This window comes from Streptomyces triticisoli (assembly GCF_003270085.1).
Classification (GTDB): Bacteria; Actinomycetota; Actinomycetes; order Streptomycetales; family Streptomycetaceae; genus Streptomyces; species Streptomyces triticisoli.
The window spans coordinates 1-15,008 of record NZ_QFDQ01000068.1; the positions used below are offsets into that span (position 1 = coordinate 1).

The 15,008-nt window shown below is 71.1% G+C and carries 15 protein-coding genes and 1 pseudogene; 8 read left to right on the forward strand and 8 right to left on the reverse strand.

What is annotated here, in order from left to right; all coding sequences use genetic code 11:
• Positions 1-78 precede the first annotated feature (78 nt).
• The 6 genes and pseudogenes from DEP02_RS11920 to DEP02_RS11945 form a co-directional block, all read right to left on the reverse strand.
• Positions 79-438: pseudogene (locus DEP02_RS11920) on the reverse strand (urease accessory protein UreD); the annotation flags it as partial.
• The gene (gene ureG, locus DEP02_RS11925; RefSeq protein WP_112467315.1) at positions 435-1,154 is read right to left on the reverse strand and encodes an urease accessory protein UreG; all 720 of its coding nucleotides are present in this window, start codon (positions 1,152-1,154) and stop codon (positions 435-437) included. The gene ureG and the pseudogene DEP02_RS11920, both read right to left, overlap by 4 nt.
• The gene (locus tag DEP02_RS11930) at positions 1,147-1,812 is read right to left on the reverse strand and encodes an urease accessory protein UreF (RefSeq protein ID WP_112467316.1); all 666 of its coding nucleotides are present in this window, start codon (positions 1,810-1,812) and stop codon (positions 1,147-1,149) included. Before DEP02_RS11930 ends, ureG begins: the two co-directional genes overlap by 8 nt.
• Positions 1,812-3,515 carry an urease subunit alpha gene (locus DEP02_RS11935; protein ID WP_112467317.1) on the reverse strand — a complete coding sequence of 568 codons (1,704 nt, stop codon included), beginning with the start codon at positions 3,513-3,515 and terminating at the stop codon, positions 1,812-1,814. Before DEP02_RS11935 ends, DEP02_RS11930 begins: the two co-directional genes overlap by 1 nt.
• 1 nt (position 3,516) lies before the next feature.
• Complete coding sequence (gene ureB, locus DEP02_RS11940) at positions 3,517-3,837, reverse strand: urease subunit beta (RefSeq protein ID WP_112467318.1); 321 nt, start codon at positions 3,835-3,837, stop codon at positions 3,517-3,519.
• Positions 3,834-4,136 (reverse strand): urease subunit gamma, encoded by a 303-nt coding sequence (locus DEP02_RS11945; protein WP_112467319.1) that lies wholly within the window; start codon positions 4,134-4,136, stop codon positions 3,834-3,836. The genes ureB and DEP02_RS11945 overlap by 4 nt, the downstream gene beginning before the upstream one ends.
• A gap of 294 nt (positions 4,137-4,430) precedes the next feature.
• On the opposite strand from DEP02_RS11945, the gene DEP02_RS11950 reads away from it, so the two are divergent.
• From DEP02_RS11950 to DEP02_RS35820, 4 genes are all read left to right on the forward strand, one after another.
• The gene (locus DEP02_RS11950) at positions 4,431-5,141 is read left to right on the forward strand and encodes a GntR family transcriptional regulator (RefSeq protein ID WP_112467320.1); all 711 of its coding nucleotides are present in this window, start codon (positions 4,431-4,433) and stop codon (positions 5,139-5,141) included.
• A 57-nt stretch (positions 5,142-5,198) separates the two neighbouring features.
• The gene (locus DEP02_RS11955; protein WP_112467321.1) at positions 5,199-6,206 is read left to right on the forward strand and encodes a 1-aminocyclopropane-1-carboxylate deaminase; all 1,008 of its coding nucleotides are present in this window, start codon (positions 5,199-5,201) and stop codon (positions 6,204-6,206) included.
• Positions 6,207-6,528: 322 nt separating this feature from the next.
• The gene (locus DEP02_RS11960) at positions 6,529-7,341 is read left to right on the forward strand and encodes an SAM-dependent methyltransferase (protein ID WP_112467322.1); all 813 of its coding nucleotides are present in this window, start codon (positions 6,529-6,531) and stop codon (positions 7,339-7,341) included.
• Positions 7,342-7,523: 182 nt separating this feature from the next.
• Positions 7,524-7,700, forward strand: a complete 177-nt coding sequence (locus DEP02_RS35820) for a hypothetical protein (RefSeq protein ID WP_269809356.1) — start codon at positions 7,524-7,526, stop codon at positions 7,698-7,700.
• Between the two features lie 57 nt (positions 7,701-7,757).
• On the opposite strand, the gene uriT is transcribed toward DEP02_RS35820, so the two are convergent.
• Entirely contained in the window at positions 7,758-9,200 is a 1,443-nt protein-coding gene (gene uriT / locus DEP02_RS11970) for a uridine transporter UriT (protein WP_112467323.1), read from the reverse strand.
• Entirely contained in the window at positions 9,197-10,144 is a 948-nt protein-coding gene (gene uriH / locus DEP02_RS11975; RefSeq protein WP_112467324.1) for a uridine-preferring nucleoside hydrolase UriH, read from the reverse strand. Before uriH ends, uriT begins: the two co-directional genes overlap by 4 nt.
• A gap of 306 nt (positions 10,145-10,450) precedes the next feature.
• Here uriH and DEP02_RS11980 point away from each other — a divergent pair, with 306 nt between their 5' ends.
• From DEP02_RS11980 to DEP02_RS11995, 4 genes are all read left to right on the forward strand, one after another.
• The gene (locus DEP02_RS11980; protein WP_112467325.1) at positions 10,451-11,506 is read left to right on the forward strand and encodes a LacI family DNA-binding transcriptional regulator; all 1,056 of its coding nucleotides are present in this window, start codon (positions 10,451-10,453) and stop codon (positions 11,504-11,506) included.
• On the forward strand, positions 11,503-12,396 hold the full coding sequence (gene rbsK / locus DEP02_RS11985) for a ribokinase (protein ID WP_112467326.1): 894 nt from the start codon (positions 11,503-11,505) through the stop codon (positions 12,394-12,396). Before DEP02_RS11980 ends, rbsK begins: the two co-directional genes overlap by 4 nt.
• A 203-nt stretch (positions 12,397-12,599) precedes the next feature.
• Entirely contained in the window at positions 12,600-14,051 is a 1,452-nt protein-coding gene (rox, locus tag DEP02_RS11990) for a rifampin monooxygenase (RefSeq protein ID WP_112467327.1), read from the forward strand.
• Between the two features lie 218 nt (positions 14,052-14,269).
• Positions 14,270-14,998 carry a DUF1684 domain-containing protein gene (locus DEP02_RS11995; RefSeq protein ID WP_112467328.1) on the forward strand — a complete coding sequence of 243 codons (729 nt, stop codon included), beginning with the start codon at positions 14,270-14,272 and terminating at the stop codon, positions 14,996-14,998.
• The last annotated feature ends 10 nt before the right edge of the window (positions 14,999-15,008 follow it).

Genomic DNA, 15,008 nt, shown 5'->3' on the forward strand with positions numbered 1-15,008 from the left:
CGCTCAGGACACCTTGGTCAGTCGCAGACCGGGTCAGGCCACGGCCCCGTGCGGAACACAATCATCCTCACAGTCGCAGACCACGAACGGTCTGGCGTCCCAGTGCAGTTCGCCGTCCTCCGCGATGTCGACGCGGGCCCGCCACCTCGATGTGCCGCCGCGGTGGTCGTACGCGACCAGGCCGGACGGTTCGGTCAGCTCCAGGCGGGCTCCGGGGCCGACCGAGATGTGCAGCAGCAGGTCGTCGCCCGCGAGCAGACCGGCGCGGGTGCCGACCAGGGCGATCCGCACACGGTCGGGGACCGGCAGCAGGGGGCGGGGGGCGAGGAAGGCGCCGGGACGCAGTTCGCGGACGAGGTGGCGGCCCGCGCCCTCGCGTTCGACGGCGACGATCGTGGGATCGGCCGGCTCGGTGCCGGCAGCCGTGCGTCCGGTCACGAGTCGTGGTGGGCGTGGCTGTGGGGTGCCATCGGCCCCGGGTCGGTGGGGATGTGGGTGCCGTCGCGGTGGCGTGCGAGCACCGACCGTACCCAGTCGGCGAGTTCAATGATCGACGCCGGATCGTGCTGGGAGAGCGCGAGGACCGGCAGACCGTCGCGGGCGCTTCGGGCGTCGGCGACCATCGTGTCCACGTCGACCCCGACATGGGGCGCCAGGTCGGTCTTGTTGACGATCAGGAGGTCGGCGCCGGTGATGCCGGGACCGCCCTTGCGGGCGACGTCGCCGCCGCCCGCGACGTCGATGCAGAACAGCTGGGCGTCGGCGAGGGCCGGGCTGAACGTGGCGGTGAGGTTGTCGCCGCCGCTCTCGACGAGCACCAGGTCGAGCGGCCCGAACTCCTCCTCCAGGTCCTCGACGGCGTCGAGGTTGGCGCTGACGTCGTCGCGGATGGCGGTGTGCGGGCAGGCGCCCGTCTCCACCGCGCGGATGCGCTCCGTCGGCAGGACACCGGCCGAGCGCAGGAAGCGGGCGTCCTCGTCGGTGTAGATGTCGTTGGTGACGACAGCCATGGCGAGTTCACCGGCCAGTTCACGGCACAGGGTGGCGAGGACCGAGCTCTTGCCGGTGCCGACGGGGCCCGCGACTCCGAGGCGCAGGGCGCGGGGCCGGCCGAGCGGCTGGGGGTGGTGCCGGCGGGGCTGCTGGTCAGGCAAGGAACAGTCTCCGTTCTCGTCGTGCGTGTTCAAGTGCCCACTGCTCGGTGAGCAGGGGTGTACGGACGGGCAGTTGGGCCGGGGTCCGTACGGCGAGGGCCTCGTTCACCGCGGCCGTGGCGTCCGGCTCGGCGGCGAGGATCCAGGCGACCGTGTCGAGGGGGTCGCCGGGCAGCAGCTTGAGCGCCGCCGAGGTGACCGTCTGCAGTTCGTCGTAGACGACACCGTGCGCCAGGTCCTCCTCGGACACCTTCATGACGGCTCCGAGGGCGCCGAGCGCGACCGGCCGCAGCGGGCGGGGACGGACCGCGGACAGGGCGGTGACCGCGGGGTGGTCCGGGGCCAGCCGTCGTGCGAGGCGGTGCACGCCCCGGCCCAGTGCCGCCGACGCCTCGCGCAGGGGCGCGGTGGGTGTCCGGGCGGCGAGGGCCCGCTGTACGGGACCGTAGTCCACGGGGTTTTCCACGGCGGCCCGCAGGGCGAGGACGGCCGCGGCGGCTTCGGTGACCGCCGCGGTGCGCAGCCGGGCCCGCAGCAGTGCGGGAACGTGCTCGCGGGTGAGGCCTGCCGCGACGGCCGGTTCGAGTCCGGCGCTGTAGGTGTACGCGCCGACCGGGAGCCGTCCGTCGCCGAGCAGGAGGGGTGCGAGGCCGGGCATCAGAACAGGGAGTACCGCTGGGCGAGCGGCAGTTCGGTGGCGGGGGCGGGTTCCACGAGTTCGCCGTCGATCCGGATGGCGAACGTCTCCGGGTCCACGTCGATGTCCGGGAGCGCCGTGTTGTTCGGCAGGTCCGCCTTGGTGAGGTGGCGGGTGGGCCGAACGGCGACCAACTCCCTTCCAAGGCCGAGGCGTTCCGCGAGGCCGTCCTCCAGGGCCAGCGGGGCGACGAAGCTGACCGAGAGGTGCGGGGCGGCACCGGCCGCGGCGGTGGGGCGGAGCAGGACGGGCTGGGTGGTGGGGATCGCGGCATTGGCGTCGCCCAGGGGCGCGTACACCACCATGCCGCCCTTGATCACCGCGGCGGGGCGGATGCCGAAGAAGGCCGGGTCCCACAGCACCAGGTCGGCGAGCTTGCCCGGTTCGACGGAGCCGACGACGTGGTCGATGCCGTGGGCGACGGCCGGGCAGATCGTGTACTTGGCGACGTAGCGGCGGGCGCGCTCGTTGTCGGCGGGCAGTTCGCCCGCACGGTCGCCGAAGCGCTGCTTCATGGTGTGGGCGACCTGCCAGGTACGGCAGACGACCTCACCGACGCGCCCCATGGCCTGGGCGTCGGAGGAGGTGATGGACAGGGCGCCGATGTCGTGCAGGACGTCCTCGGCCGCGATGGTGGTGGCGCGGATGCGGGACTCCGCGAAGGCGAGGTCCTCGGGGACGCGCGGATTGAGGTGATGGCACACCATCAGCATGTCGAGGTGCTCGGCGACGGTGTTCACGGTGTGCGGAAGCGTCGGGTTGGTGGACGCCGGAAGGATGTTGGGGTGGGAGGCGACGGTGATGATGTCGGGTGCGTGGCCGCCGCCGGCGCCTTCCGCGTGGAAGACGTGGATGCCGCGTCCGGCGATGGCGTCGAGGGTTCCCTCGACGTAGCCAGCCTCGTTGAGGCTGTCGGCGTGCAGGGCGACCTGGACACCGTAGGCGTCGGCCGCCTTCAGCGCGGCGTCGATGGCGGCGGGGGTGGCGCCCCAGTCCTCGTGGACCTTGTACCCTCCGGCGCCGCCGAGGGCCGCTTCGCGCAGGGCCTCCTCGCCGACGGTCGAGCCCTTGCCGAACAGCATGACGTTCAGCGGGACGCGGTCCAGGGAGCGGTGCATCATCGCGAGGTTCCAGGCACCGGGGGTGACCGTGGTGGCCTTGGAACCCTCGGTGGCGCCGGTGCCGCCGCCGATGACGGTGGTGGTGCCGGTGGCGAGGGCCTCGTGCAGGGCCTCGGGCATCAGGAAGTGGACGTGGGTGTCGACGGCTCCGGCGGTGAGGATGCGGCCCTCTCCGGAGACCACGTCGGTGCCGGGGCCGATCACCAGGCCGGGGTGGACGCCGTCGCTGATGTCGGGGTTGCCGGACCGGCCGAGGGCCACGATCCGGCCCGCCCGGACACCGACGTCCGCCTTGACAATGCCCCAGTGGTCGAGGACGACGACGTTGGTGATGACGAGGTCGAGGGCGCCGTCGGCGCGCGAGGTGGTGGCCTGGCCCATGGATTCGCGGATGGACTTGCCGCCGCCGAAGACGGCCTCGTCGCCGCCGAAGCAGCGGTCCTCCTCGACCTCGATCCACAGGTCGGTGTCGGCGAGGCGGACGCGGTCGCCGGTGGTGGGCCCGTAGAGCGACGCATAGGCGGCCCGGGTCAGTTCTGCCATGTCACGTGTCCTCCGTTCCCGCGGCCCGGTCGCCGGGCACGACGATGCCGGGCACCTCCCGACGGCCGCCCAGTTCGACGAGGGTGACCTCGGCACCGACCCCGGGCTCGAAACGCAGGGACGTGCCGGAGGGAATGTCGAGCCGGAATCCCCGGGTCAAAGAGCGGTCGAAGGAAAGCGCGGGATTCGCGTCGGGGAAATGCAGATGTGATCCTGTCTGAATAGGGCGGTCGCCCTCGTTCACCACTGTCACCTGAAGTCGAGTACGGTTTCCGTTTATTTCCAGTACGCCGGACCCGGTCCGGATCTCGCCGGGGATCACGGGATCGGCGAGGTGATCGTGACGAGCTTGCGCCCGTCGGGGAAGGTCGCCTCGACCTGGACGTCATGGAGCATCTCGGGAACTCCTTCGAGCACGTCAGAACGGGTGAGGACATGTCGCCCCTCGGCCATCAGGTCGCTGACGCGGGCGCCCTCGCGGGCACGCTCCATCGCCCAGCAGGCGAGCAGCGCGACGGCTTCCGGGTAGTTGAGCCGCACCCCGCGCTCCCGTCGGTCACGGGCGACCATTCCGGCAACACTCAGCAGCAATTTCTCCGTGTCGGACGGAGTGAGAAACATGGGAAACCTCCGTGGCCGGCAGTCACCGGAATTCCCGGAATCGCTTCGGCCACGCTCCTCTTATAAACCTCTTGGCCTCATCGTGGCAACTCGAACCGCACCGCGATAAGTTCCTTTCTGCCCTTATCGCCTGCCATATACGGGCAATACGGACAGTTTTTGCCCATTGAGGGGATGGGGGCGGAGGCATGAACCGGGTGTTCCGCGAAGGGGTCCGAGCGGCGGCGGTGCCGTCTCGTCAGGGTCGGGGAAGGGTCTTGACAGGTGACTGTCATGCGGCATGCAATATGTTGCATGCCAGTTCCACAGAGCCGCGGACTCGTCTCCAGGTCACTCCTCCGGGACAACGCCTACCGGGCGATCCGGGACGCCATCGTCGACGGCACGCTCGCACCGGGGGAGCGCCTCAACGACAGTGACCTGGTGGAGTGGCTGGGGGTCAGCCGCACACCGGTCCGGGAGGCCCTGGCGCGTCTGGAGCAGGCCGGCCTGGTGCAGACGAAGCCCGGCCGCTACACGATGGTCAGTCCGCTGGACGTCCGCGCTGTGCGGGCGGCCCAGTCGGTGACCGCGGCCATGCACGAACTCGCCGTCCGCGAGGCGATGCCCCACCTGTCCGCCGCCGAACTGGATGCCATGCGCGAGGCCAACACACGCTTCACCGAGGCTCTGTGCCGCAATGACGTCGACGCGGCGATCACGGCCGACGACGCTTTCCACGGCGTCGCCGTCACCGCCTGCGCCAATCCGGCCGTCCGCACCGTCCTGGAGCAGTTCACACCGGTGCTGCGGCGACTGGAGAGGCTGCGTTTCTCCTCGCTGAGCGGCCGGGGATCGGTCGCCCAGCACGACCGGATCATCGCGCTGTGCGAAGCCGGGGACGTCGAGGGGGCCGTAGCCGCCACCCGCGCCAACTGGCGGACACTGCTGCCCCTGCTCGACACCGTGCTCCCCGACGGCGACGAGCCGGACGGCGGATCCGGCGGTGTTCCCTCCCCGCACTGATCCAGCACTCCGCACGACCCACAGCCCACGCCGGGCGCATCCTGCAAGGAGTCACAGATGTCCCTCGAGGCCTTCGAGCGCTACCCCCTGCTGTTCGGCCCCAGCCCGGTCCACCCGCTGGACCGGCTCAGTGATCACCTCGGCGGTGCCCGCGTCTGGGCCAAGCGGGAGGACTGCAACAGCGGGCTGGCCTTCGGCGGCAACAAGACCCGCAAGCTGGAGTACCTGATCCCCGACGCGCTCCGGCAGGGTGCGGACACCCTGGTCAGCATCGGCGGGGTCCAGTCCAACCACACCCGGCAGGTGGCCGCGGTCGCCGCGAAGGCGGGTCTGAAGGCCGTCCTGGTCCAGGAGAGCTGGGTGGACTGGCCGGACGCGGTCAACGACAAGGTCGGCAACATCCTGTTGTCCCGCATCATGGGCGCCGACGTGCGCCTGGTCCAGGCGGAGTTCGGCATCGGTTTCAAGGACAGCTGGCAGCAGGCCATGGAGGACGTCCGGGCCGCCGGCGGCACTCCGTACGCGATCCCCGCCGGAGCCTCCGACCACCCCCTGGGTGGCCTCGGCTTCGCCAACTGGGCCTACGAGGTCCAGCAGCAGGAACGCGAGCTCGGGGTCTTCTTCGACACGATTGTGGTGTGCAGCGTCACCGGGAGCACTCACGCGGGCATGATCGCCGGCTTCGCGGGCCAGGACCGGCCCCGCCGCGTGCTGGGCATCGACGCCTCCGCCAAGATCGTCGAGACCCGTGCCCAGGTGGAGAAGATCGCCCGCAACACCGCCGAACTCATCGGCCTCCGCCGGGACTTGCGCGACGACGAGATCACTGTCCTGGAGGGCTGGGCCGGCGACCACTACGGCATCCCCGTCGAGTCCACCCTGGATGCCATCCGGCTCACCGGCCGTCTCGAAGGCATGATCATCGACCCCGTCTACGAGGGCAAGTCCATGGCCGGACTCATCGACCTGGTCCAGCTCGGAGACATCTCCGAGGACTCCAACGTCCTGTACGCCCACCTGGGCGGCCAGCCCGCCCTCAACGCCTACAGCGGCGTCTTCCACTGATCCGGGCACGCACCCGGCCGGCCCTCATGGATCCCCGGCCGGGTCCAGGCTCATCAGCGCCCTGCGGACGCACTTCATCGCCGATGTCGCCCGTGGGTTCGGTGTCCGTCTGCCGGTCGTCCGACGGATCCCCACATCCAGCCTCGACGCATCGAGGCCGCCGGGTGCGACCACCGGCGCCTTGACGCCGTGATCGGAGAAATCCCGCCCCACGAAAGGGAGTTCAGCCCCTAGGCTCGGCTTCAGTCCCGACCGGCGGCCGGGGTCCACGCACAGAGCCGCCACCGGTCGGCTCCCCTTCGGCTGAAGACGGGCGGTACCCATGACCCACCGGACGACTCCGGAACCAGCGGCGCACCGGAAGATCGACACGTCGGTGCCGCACTCGGCCCGGATCTGGAACTACTGGCTGGGCGGGAAGGACAACTACCCCGTCGACGAGGAGGCCGGCGACGCGTACACCGCCGTCTTCCCCGGCATCGTCACCATCGCCCGCAGCAGCCGGGCCTTTCTGCGCCGCGGCATCACATATCTGGTCGCCGAGGCGGGCATCCGCCAGTTCCTGGACATCGGAACCGGTCTGCCGACGGCTGACAACACCCATGAGGTGGCCCAGCGCATCGCCCCTGAGTGCCGGATCGTCTACGTCGACAACGACCCGATGGTCCTGACACACGCCCGCGCCCTGCTCCACTCCACACCGGAGGGGGCAACCGACTACGTCGACGCCGACGTACTGGACCCGGACCGCATCCTGGCGGCCGCCGCCAGGACGCTGGACCTCACCCGCCCCACCGCCCTCATCCTCAGCAACATCCTGGGCCACATCTCCGACTTCGACCAGGCACGTTCCATCGTCACCCGCCTGATGGACACGTTGCCGTCCGGCAGCTACCTCTCCATCAACGATGGTTCACGGGGCGTCGACCCGGTCTTCGAACAGGCCCAGGACGCCTACAACGAAAGCGGCGCCGTTTCCTACAACCTGCGCACCGTCGAGCAGATCACGACGTTCTTCGACGGCTTGGACCTCATGGACCCCGGAGTCGTCTCCGTCCCGCACTGGCGCCCGGATCCCGGCTCCCCTGCCGCGGAACCCGTCGCCGAGCACGGCGGCCTCGCCCGCAAGCCCTGACCACACCCGACGGGCCTACACCCGACGGGCCCACGTCCGGCCGAGCCGCACCCCGACCGGTTGCTCCGAGTGAGCGGGAGCCCGGGGTGTTTCGCACGCGGACTCAGAAGTACGACTGCCGCACAGGGGACGCCGCGGGCGCGGGCTCCGACGGGCTCTCGGCGAGGTGGGGTCCACCGGCCATGACGACGCAGGTCCTCCGGACTCCCGGTGCCCGGGCTGCCGAGCGCGCCCGGGCACCGGGAGTCCGTGAGGCGTACGAGGACAAGGGCTGGGGTGCCGGCACGGCGGCCTTCATCGTGATGACGTCGTGGCCGCGTGAGGTCCTCGACGACACCCGACCAGCCGGACCGTACTGACCGGCGCACCTCCACCCTCTCCCACCGGGAAGGACTTTCCGGCGGGAGAGGGGGTGCTCAACGTGCTTCCGCGACCACCGGCTTGGGGATGAGGAACGACGTCGCGATGGCGACGGTCATGATGACGGCACCGGTGATCATGGCGGTGGTGTAGCCGCCGGTCGATGCCGGATCCGCGGGCGCCACCGCGGTCTTGACCGCGTACAGTGCCGCGAAGCTCAGACCGGCGCCGAGGTTGAACGCACCCGCGTTCAGGCCGGGCAGGAACCCGGGGTTCTCGCGCGGGGACAGCACGATGCCGAGCCCGTTGAGCACGATGTTCCCGATCCCCGCATAGGTGATCCCGACCAGGATGGACGCCGTCAGCAGCAGGGCGCGCGAGTGGCTGCCGAGGGTGAGGACCAGCAGGACGACGGTCCCCACGGCCCCGACCAGGCCGAACCGCAGGACCCGCCCGTACCCGAGGCCGGCGGCCAGCCGGCCCGCGAGCGGGCCCATGGCCAGCCCGGCTAGGGCGTACGGCGTGAGGGTCCACCACGCGGACTGCTGGGCGGACATGCCCAGTCCGGTCTGGGCGTCCTCGGCGAACGCCGGGATCAGCCCGTTCATGATGGCGAACACGCCCGTCATGGTGAGCACCGTGGTCAGCAGGAGCGCCCAGGTCGAGCGCTGCCTCAGATGGTGCGTGGCGACCAGCGGGTGCCCGCTGCGGCCCTCGGTGCGCCAGAACAGGACGAAGGCGGCGGCGGCGACCACGAGGAGGAGGGCGACGAGCGGCCAGTTGGCCGCGGCGAGCTTTCCGGCCTCGTTCAGCGCGATGAGCAGCGAGCCGACCGAGACGACGAGGAGAACGACGCCGGGCCAGTCCATGCGGGCGGCGACGGGCGCCTTGGACTCGGAGGTCATCAGAGCGACCATGACCGTGGCGACGGCCGCGACGACGGCCATCGTCCAGAAGACCGACTGGAACCCGTGGTGGTCGGAGAGGTAGCCGCCCGCGAGGGCGTCGACGCCGGCGACTCCGCCGTTGAAGGCGGTGATCACACCGAGCAGGGTGCCGTAGAGCTTGGGCTCGGGCACCTCCACCCGCAGCATGATCAGGCACAGCGGGACGACCGGGCCGCACACGCCCTGGAGGACACGTCCGGCGAACAGGACCGGCACGTTGTGCGCGAACGCGGCGATGACGCATCCGACGGCCATCAGGGCCAGCATCCCGGTGAGGACCTTGCGGCGGCCGATGACATCGCCCAGCCGGGGCAGGAAGAGCGAGAACAGGGCCGCCGAGGTGAAGAACGCGGTCTGGGTGAGCCCGATCTCGGCGGAGGTGGCGTTGAGGGCGCCCTCCATGCTCTTCAGTGCCGGGCTGAGCATGCTGGCGTTGAGCTGGAAGGCCACGCAGGCGGCGAGCAGCGCGGTCAGCAGCACACCGATCCGGACCGGGGAGCCCTGCGCCGGGCAGGGCGGTTTGTCGGTCGTGGGAAAGCTGGGAGCGGTCATGCCTCGACGTCACCGATCCGCTCGAGCGCGTCCACCACGAGATTCCAGAACCGCTCGTGGTCCAGCTTCACCGCGACCTGGGTGTGGCAGTCGTCCGGGGCGGGCGCCCGGAAGTCCGCCACGGTCATGCCTAGGGTGAGGGTGCCGGTGAGCTCGATGTCCACGGGCGCCTTGCGCACCGTCATGACGTCCGGGTCGATGACGTACGCGACCGCGCACGGGTCGTGCACGGGCGGGAACCGGAAGCCCTGCGCCTGCTCGTACATCGCGCCGAAGAAGTCCAGCAGCTCCAGGACGAACTTGGCGGGCCCGGTGCCGACCGCGGCGATCTTCTCGACGACATCGGGTGTCGCGAGCGCCTGGTGCGTCAGGTCGAGACCGACCATGGTGACCGGCCAGCTCTCGTTGAAGACGATGTGGGCGGCCTCGGGATCGATCTTGATGTTGAACTCGGCGACCGCGCTCCAGTTGCCCTCGTGGTAGCCGCCGCCCATCAGGACGACCTCGCGGACTCGGGAGGCGATCCGCGGTTCCTTGCGGACCGCCATGGCGATGTTGGTCAGACCGGCGGTCGGCACGATCGTGATCTCACCCGGCTCGTGCGACATCACCGTGTCGATGATCAGGTCGACCGCGTGCCGGCGGTCCAGCTCCAGGGTCGGCTCGGGCAGCACGGGTCCGTCGAGCCCCGACTCGCCGTGGATGTCCGGCGCGATCTCGATGGGGCGCACCAGCGGCCTGGGGCAGCCCGCGGCGAAGGGCACTCCGGTGATCCCCGCGATGCGTGCCACGGACAGGGCGTTGCGGGTCACCTTCTCCAGGGTCTGGTTCCCGACCACGGTCGTGACGGCGACCAGCTCGATGTCGGGATTGCCGTGTGCCAGAAGCATGGCGATGGCGTCGTCATGGCCGGGGTCGCAGTCGAGGATGATCTTTCTGGCCAACGGAGAGCCCCTTCGCTTGCTGAACTGTGGTGAAACCGATCTCCGGGGGACGCGCGGGCGGTCGAAGCCGGAGGGGCGCCGAGTGGGTTCGGCGCTGGGGGAAACGTTTGGGCAAACGTTCTCCCGAACGGTCACCTATTTTTCGCTCAGATGTCAATGGCAACTACACCTTGTTTTTCGTCACACAGGTCCACGTCCCTCATCGCGCACATCGGAGGCGGGGAGCCGAGTGATAACGTTCTCCGACACCGGTGCTGGAGGCGTGTGTTTGCCGGGAAGTCGACCGACAGAAGGGGCCGGAGCGCGGTGACCGAGGTGACCTTGCGGGACGTGGCCCGCGTGTCGGGCTGCTCCGTCGCCACGGTGTCCCGGGTGCTGGCCGGCACCCGTCCGGTGGGCGCCGAGACCGCGCGCCGCGTAAGGGCCGCGGCCGAAAGCCTCGGCTACCGGCCCAACCAGGTCGCCCGTGCCCTGCGTAGCCGCTCCACCGGCACCATCGGCCTGGTGCTGCCGCAGATCATGAACCCCTTCTTCCCCTCCCTCGTGCGGGAGGTCGAGCACGCCCTGCACGCCGGGGGCCGCGGCCTGCTGCTCGCCGACTGCGACGACGACCCGGCGACCGAGGCGGACCGGATCACCGCCCTGCTGGACCGGCAGGTGGACGCGCTGCTGGTCATCCCCGTCGACGAAAAACGCAGCCGCGACGCCGTCGCGCTCGCGGCGGCCCGGGTGCCGCTGGTGCTGCTGGACCGGGCCTGCGGCCCCGGGATCGCCGACTCGGTGGCCGTCGACAACGCCGCCGGCATGGCCCTCGTCCTGGACCACCTGGCCGGCACCGGACGCCGCCGTTTCTGCTTCCTGGGCGCCGCCGGAACCGCCTCGACAGCCGTCGAGCGGCGCATCGCCTACGAGACCGGGGTCGCCGCTCTGGACCCATCGGCCCCCGGCCGCGTCGAACTCGGCGACTTCTCCGTGGAATGGGGGCGGGCCGCGGTGGACCGGATCCGGCCGGCCCGCCCGGACGCCGTCATCTGCGCCAACGACCTCATCGCGGTCGGTGCGGTGCAACGCCTCCGGCAACTCGGCGTGGACGTGCCCGGCGAGGTCGCCGTCACCGGGTTCGACGACATCCCCATGGCGAGCCTCGCCGAACCGGCCCTGACCACGGTCCGCCAGCCGGCCGCCGAAGTGGCGGCCGAGGCGCTCCGGCTCCTCGACCAGCGGCTCGCCGGCAGGGGCGCGGAGGCACACCGGTCCGTCCGCCTCGCGCCCGAACTCGTCGTACGCGCCTCCAGCTCTGCCCGCGCCGCCGCGCCCAGAGCCGTCATCCCCAGCAGCAGAACCTCAGAGGAACACCAGTGATCGCAGTCGTCGGAAGCCTCAACCTGGATCTCGTCACACCCGTTCCCCGGCACCCGGTGCCGGGCGAGACCGTGCTCGGTGGGGACATCGCCGAGCACCCCGGCGGCAAGGGGGCCAACCAGGCGGTCGCGGCGGCCCGGCTCGGCGGACAGGTCGCCATGATCGGCCGGGTCGGCGAGGACGACGCGGCCGACGTGATGGCCGCGGCGGTACGCGCCGAGGGCGTGGACACCACGCACCTGGTCCGCACTCAAGGCGTGCCCACCGGGCGCGCGCTGATCGCCGTCAACCCGTCGGGCGAGAACTCCATCATCGTCAGCCCCGGCGCCAACTCCCGCCTGACCGCGGCCGACTGCCGAGGCGCCGCCGACGTGCTGGGCCGCGCCAAGGTCACCGTCCTGCAGCAGGAGGTCCCCGACGAGGCCAACCACGCCGCCGCCGAACTGGCCGGAGGCATCGTCGTGCACAACCCCGCCCCCGCCGTCACCGGCGCCCTCCCGCCCCGCCATGTCGACGTGCTGGTCCCCAACCGCACCGAGTTGGCGGCCCTCGCCGGCACCCCGGAGCCGAGGACGGTCGACGAGGTCGTCGCCGCCGCGGGGAAACTGAGAGGCGCGGGCGCCGTGGTCGTCACCCTCGGCGGGGACGGCGTGCTGCTCCTGGAGGGCACCTCGTACCTGCACATCCCGGCCTTCACGGTCGAGCCGGTGGACACCACGGCGGCCGGTGACTGTTTCTGCGGCGCGCTCGCCGTCGAACTGGCCGAGGGCCGCGCCCTGGAACAGGCCGCCCGCTGGGCCTGCGCCGCGGCGGCACTCAGCACCACCCGCGCCGGTGCCCAGCCGTCACTGCCCCGCCGCGACGAGGTGGAGGCCTTCCTCCAGCGCTGAGACCCCACCCGGCCAGCCCGGCCGCGATGCGCTTCGCGAGGAGCTGGTCCCCCGCAGCGGACGACAAAAGGCAAAGGCAAGGAAGTCACCCACTCCTTGCCACTCTCAACGTATAGCGCACCGGGGGGCTTGCGGCAAGACCCCGGTCATGCCGCAGAATCGCCGGCCGAAGCCAGAACCTGTGGAGACAAACGGGGGTTGTGATGATCGACGTGATCGTGGCCGGCGGCGGACCGACGGGCTTGATGCTGGCCTGCGAGTTGCGGCTGCACGGCGTGCACGTGGTCGTGCTGGAGAAGCTGACCGAGCCGACCGGGCAGTCCCGAGGGCAGGGCCTGCACACGCGCAGCGTCGAGATGATGGACCAGCGCGGCATGCTGGACCGGTTCCTCGCGGTCAGTGAGAAGTTCCAGGTCGGCGGTCTCTTCGGCGGCATCGTCAAGCCGTGGCCGGACCGGTTGGACACGGCTCACCCGTACGGCCTCGCCACCCCGCAGCCGGTCACCGAGCGGCTGCTCAACGAGCGTGCCCTCGAACTCGGTACCGAGATCCGGCGCGGCTGCGAAGTGGTCGGGCTGAGCCAGGACGAGGACGGGGTGACCGTCGAGCTGGCCAGTGATGAGGGCGCAGCCGGCGGGGGAGGCACGTACCTGCGCTCGCGCTACCTCGTGGGGTGCGACGGCGCCCGCAGTACGGTGCGCAAGCGGCTCGGCGTCGGTTTCCCCGGCGAGCCCGCCAAGGTCGAGACGCTGCTGGGCGACATGGAGGTGACCGAGGATCCGGCGGCCATCGCCGCCGCCGTCGCGGAAGTCCGCAAGACCCAACTGCGGTTCGGCGCCGCCCCCGTCGGGGACGGCGCGTACCGCATCGTCGTGCCCGCCGAAGGGGTGGCCGAGGACCGCACGGCCTCGCCGACCCTCGAGGAGTTCAAGAAGCAGCTGCGGGCCTTCGCGGGCACCGACTTCGGTGTGCACTCGCCGCGCTGGCTGTCCCGGTTCGGCGACGCCACCCGGCAGGCCGAGCGCTACCGGGTCGGCCGGGTGCTGCTGGCCGGCGACGCGGCGCACATCCATCCGCCGACCGGCGGGCAGGGGCTCAACCTCGGTGTGCAGGACGCGTTCAACCTCGGCTGGAAGCTGGCCGCAGCGGTGGGCGGCTGGGCACCGGAGGGGCTGCTGGACAGCTACCACGCCGAACGGCACCCGGTGGGTGCCCGGGTGCTGGACAACACCCGCGCGCAGATGACGCTGCTGGGGACCGATCCGGGTGCGACCGCGCTGCGGGAGCTGTTCTCGAAGCTGATGGACTTCGAGGAGGTGAACCGGTACGTGACCGGGATGATCACTGCGGTCGAGGTCCGCTACGACTTCGGCGAGGGGCACGAACTGCTCGGCCGGCGGCTGCGGGACGTGAGGCTGAAGCAGGGGCGCCTCTACGAGCTGATGCACGGCGGCCGCGGGCTGCTGCTCGACCGGACCGGCCGGCTCTCGGTGACGGGCTGGGCGGACCGGGTCGACCACGTCGTCGACGCCGGCGAGGAACTGGACGTACCCGCCGTGCTGCTGCGGCCGGACGGCCACGTGGCGTGGGTCGGTGAAGACCAGCAGGAACTGCTCAGCCGGCTGCCGGAGTGGTTCGGCGCCGCCACCGGCTGAGGGCCGCGGGGGCGCGAAAAGGCGGGGCCCCTCTCCGCCTGGTGGGCCGAACACGGGCGCCGGCCGCGCACGCGCCTGTGAGAAGGACCACCTGAGCTGGGGTTCTCTTTGACATTAGAGACCCTTATGGCAGATAAAGATGATGCTTTGGCCACCTATTCACGCGGCGTGACATCTGCGGCGTGATACCGACGAACGCTGCGTGAATGAGTCCTGACATGCCCCAGTCCGCCCCCGGCCTGCCCGCCGCTGCTCCCGCGGGGGAGTGGCAGGCCTGGCGCGCGGAGCGTCATCGGGCCCTCACCTCGCCGACCGGGAACCTCGCCCTCGTCGAGACCCGCTGGCTGCCGGCCGGTGAACGCCCCGACCCCGAGGCCGCCCGCACCGGCCGGCCGCACACGGTGACCGTGACCACGCTCCAGCGCACCGACCTCGCCACCGGCGAGAGGGAGCACGGCCTGCGGTTCTGGGACGCCGACTCGCCCGCCGTCCGCCACTTCGACCGGGTCGACGTCTTCCCCTACGACCCGGCCTGGGTGCTCGCGGCCACCTACACGCCCGTGCCCGGAGCCCGGCGCGTCCCCTTCGAGCACATCCGGGACAACGGCGGCACCCGTGACCTCGTCGTCCCCGGCGACATCACCCTCACCGTCGACGGCCGCGCCTACACCCTCAGCGCCTTCGACGACGACGGCTCCCTGCTGCTCGTCTTCGGCGACCCCACCAACGGCGACACCACCTACGGAGCCGGCCGCTTCCTCTTCGTCCGGCGCACCGAGGACGACCACCGCGTCCTGCTCGACTTCAACCGCGCCTTCGTGCCGCCCTGCGGATTCTCCGACCAGTACAACTGTCCGATGCCGCCGCGGCAGAACCGCTTCCACCTGCGCGTCGAGGCCGGCGAGAAGCTCCCCGTCCTCCGCGGCGGCTTCCCCGCGCAGCACTGATCACCCCACC

Bases quoted from the DNA above. Each gene is read 5' to 3' on its own strand.
- DEP02_RS11930 (WP_112467316.1), bottom strand. From the start codon at position 1,812: ATGCCCGGCCTCGCACCCCTCCTGCTCGGCGACGGACGGCTCCCGGTC.
- DEP02_RS11935 (WP_112467317.1), bottom strand. From the start codon at position 3,515: ATGGCAGAACTGACCCGGGCCGCCTATGCGTCGCTCTACGGGCCCACC.
- DEP02_RS11945 (WP_112467319.1), bottom strand. From the start codon at position 4,136: ATGTTTCTCACTCCGTCCGACACGGAGAAATTGCTGCTGAGTGTTGCC.
- DEP02_RS11950 (WP_112467320.1), top strand. From the start codon at position 4,431: ATGCCAGTTCCACAGAGCCGCGGACTCGTCTCCAGGTCACTCCTCCGG.
- DEP02_RS11955 (WP_112467321.1), top strand. From the start codon at position 5,199: ATGTCCCTCGAGGCCTTCGAGCGCTACCCCCTGCTGTTCGGCCCCAGC.
- DEP02_RS11960 (WP_112467322.1), top strand. From the start codon at position 6,529: ATGACCCACCGGACGACTCCGGAACCAGCGGCGCACCGGAAGATCGAC.
- DEP02_RS35820 (WP_269809356.1), top strand. From the start codon at position 7,524: ATGACGACGCAGGTCCTCCGGACTCCCGGTGCCCGGGCTGCCGAGCGC.
- uriT (WP_112467323.1), bottom strand. From the start codon at position 9,200: ATGACCGCTCCCAGCTTTCCCACGACCGACAAACCGCCCTGCCCGGCG.
- rox (WP_112467327.1), top strand. From the start codon at position 12,600: ATGATCGACGTGATCGTGGCCGGCGGCGGACCGACGGGCTTGATGCTG.
- DEP02_RS11995 (WP_112467328.1), top strand. From the start codon at position 14,270: ATGCCCCAGTCCGCCCCCGGCCTGCCCGCCGCTGCTCCCGCGGGGGAG.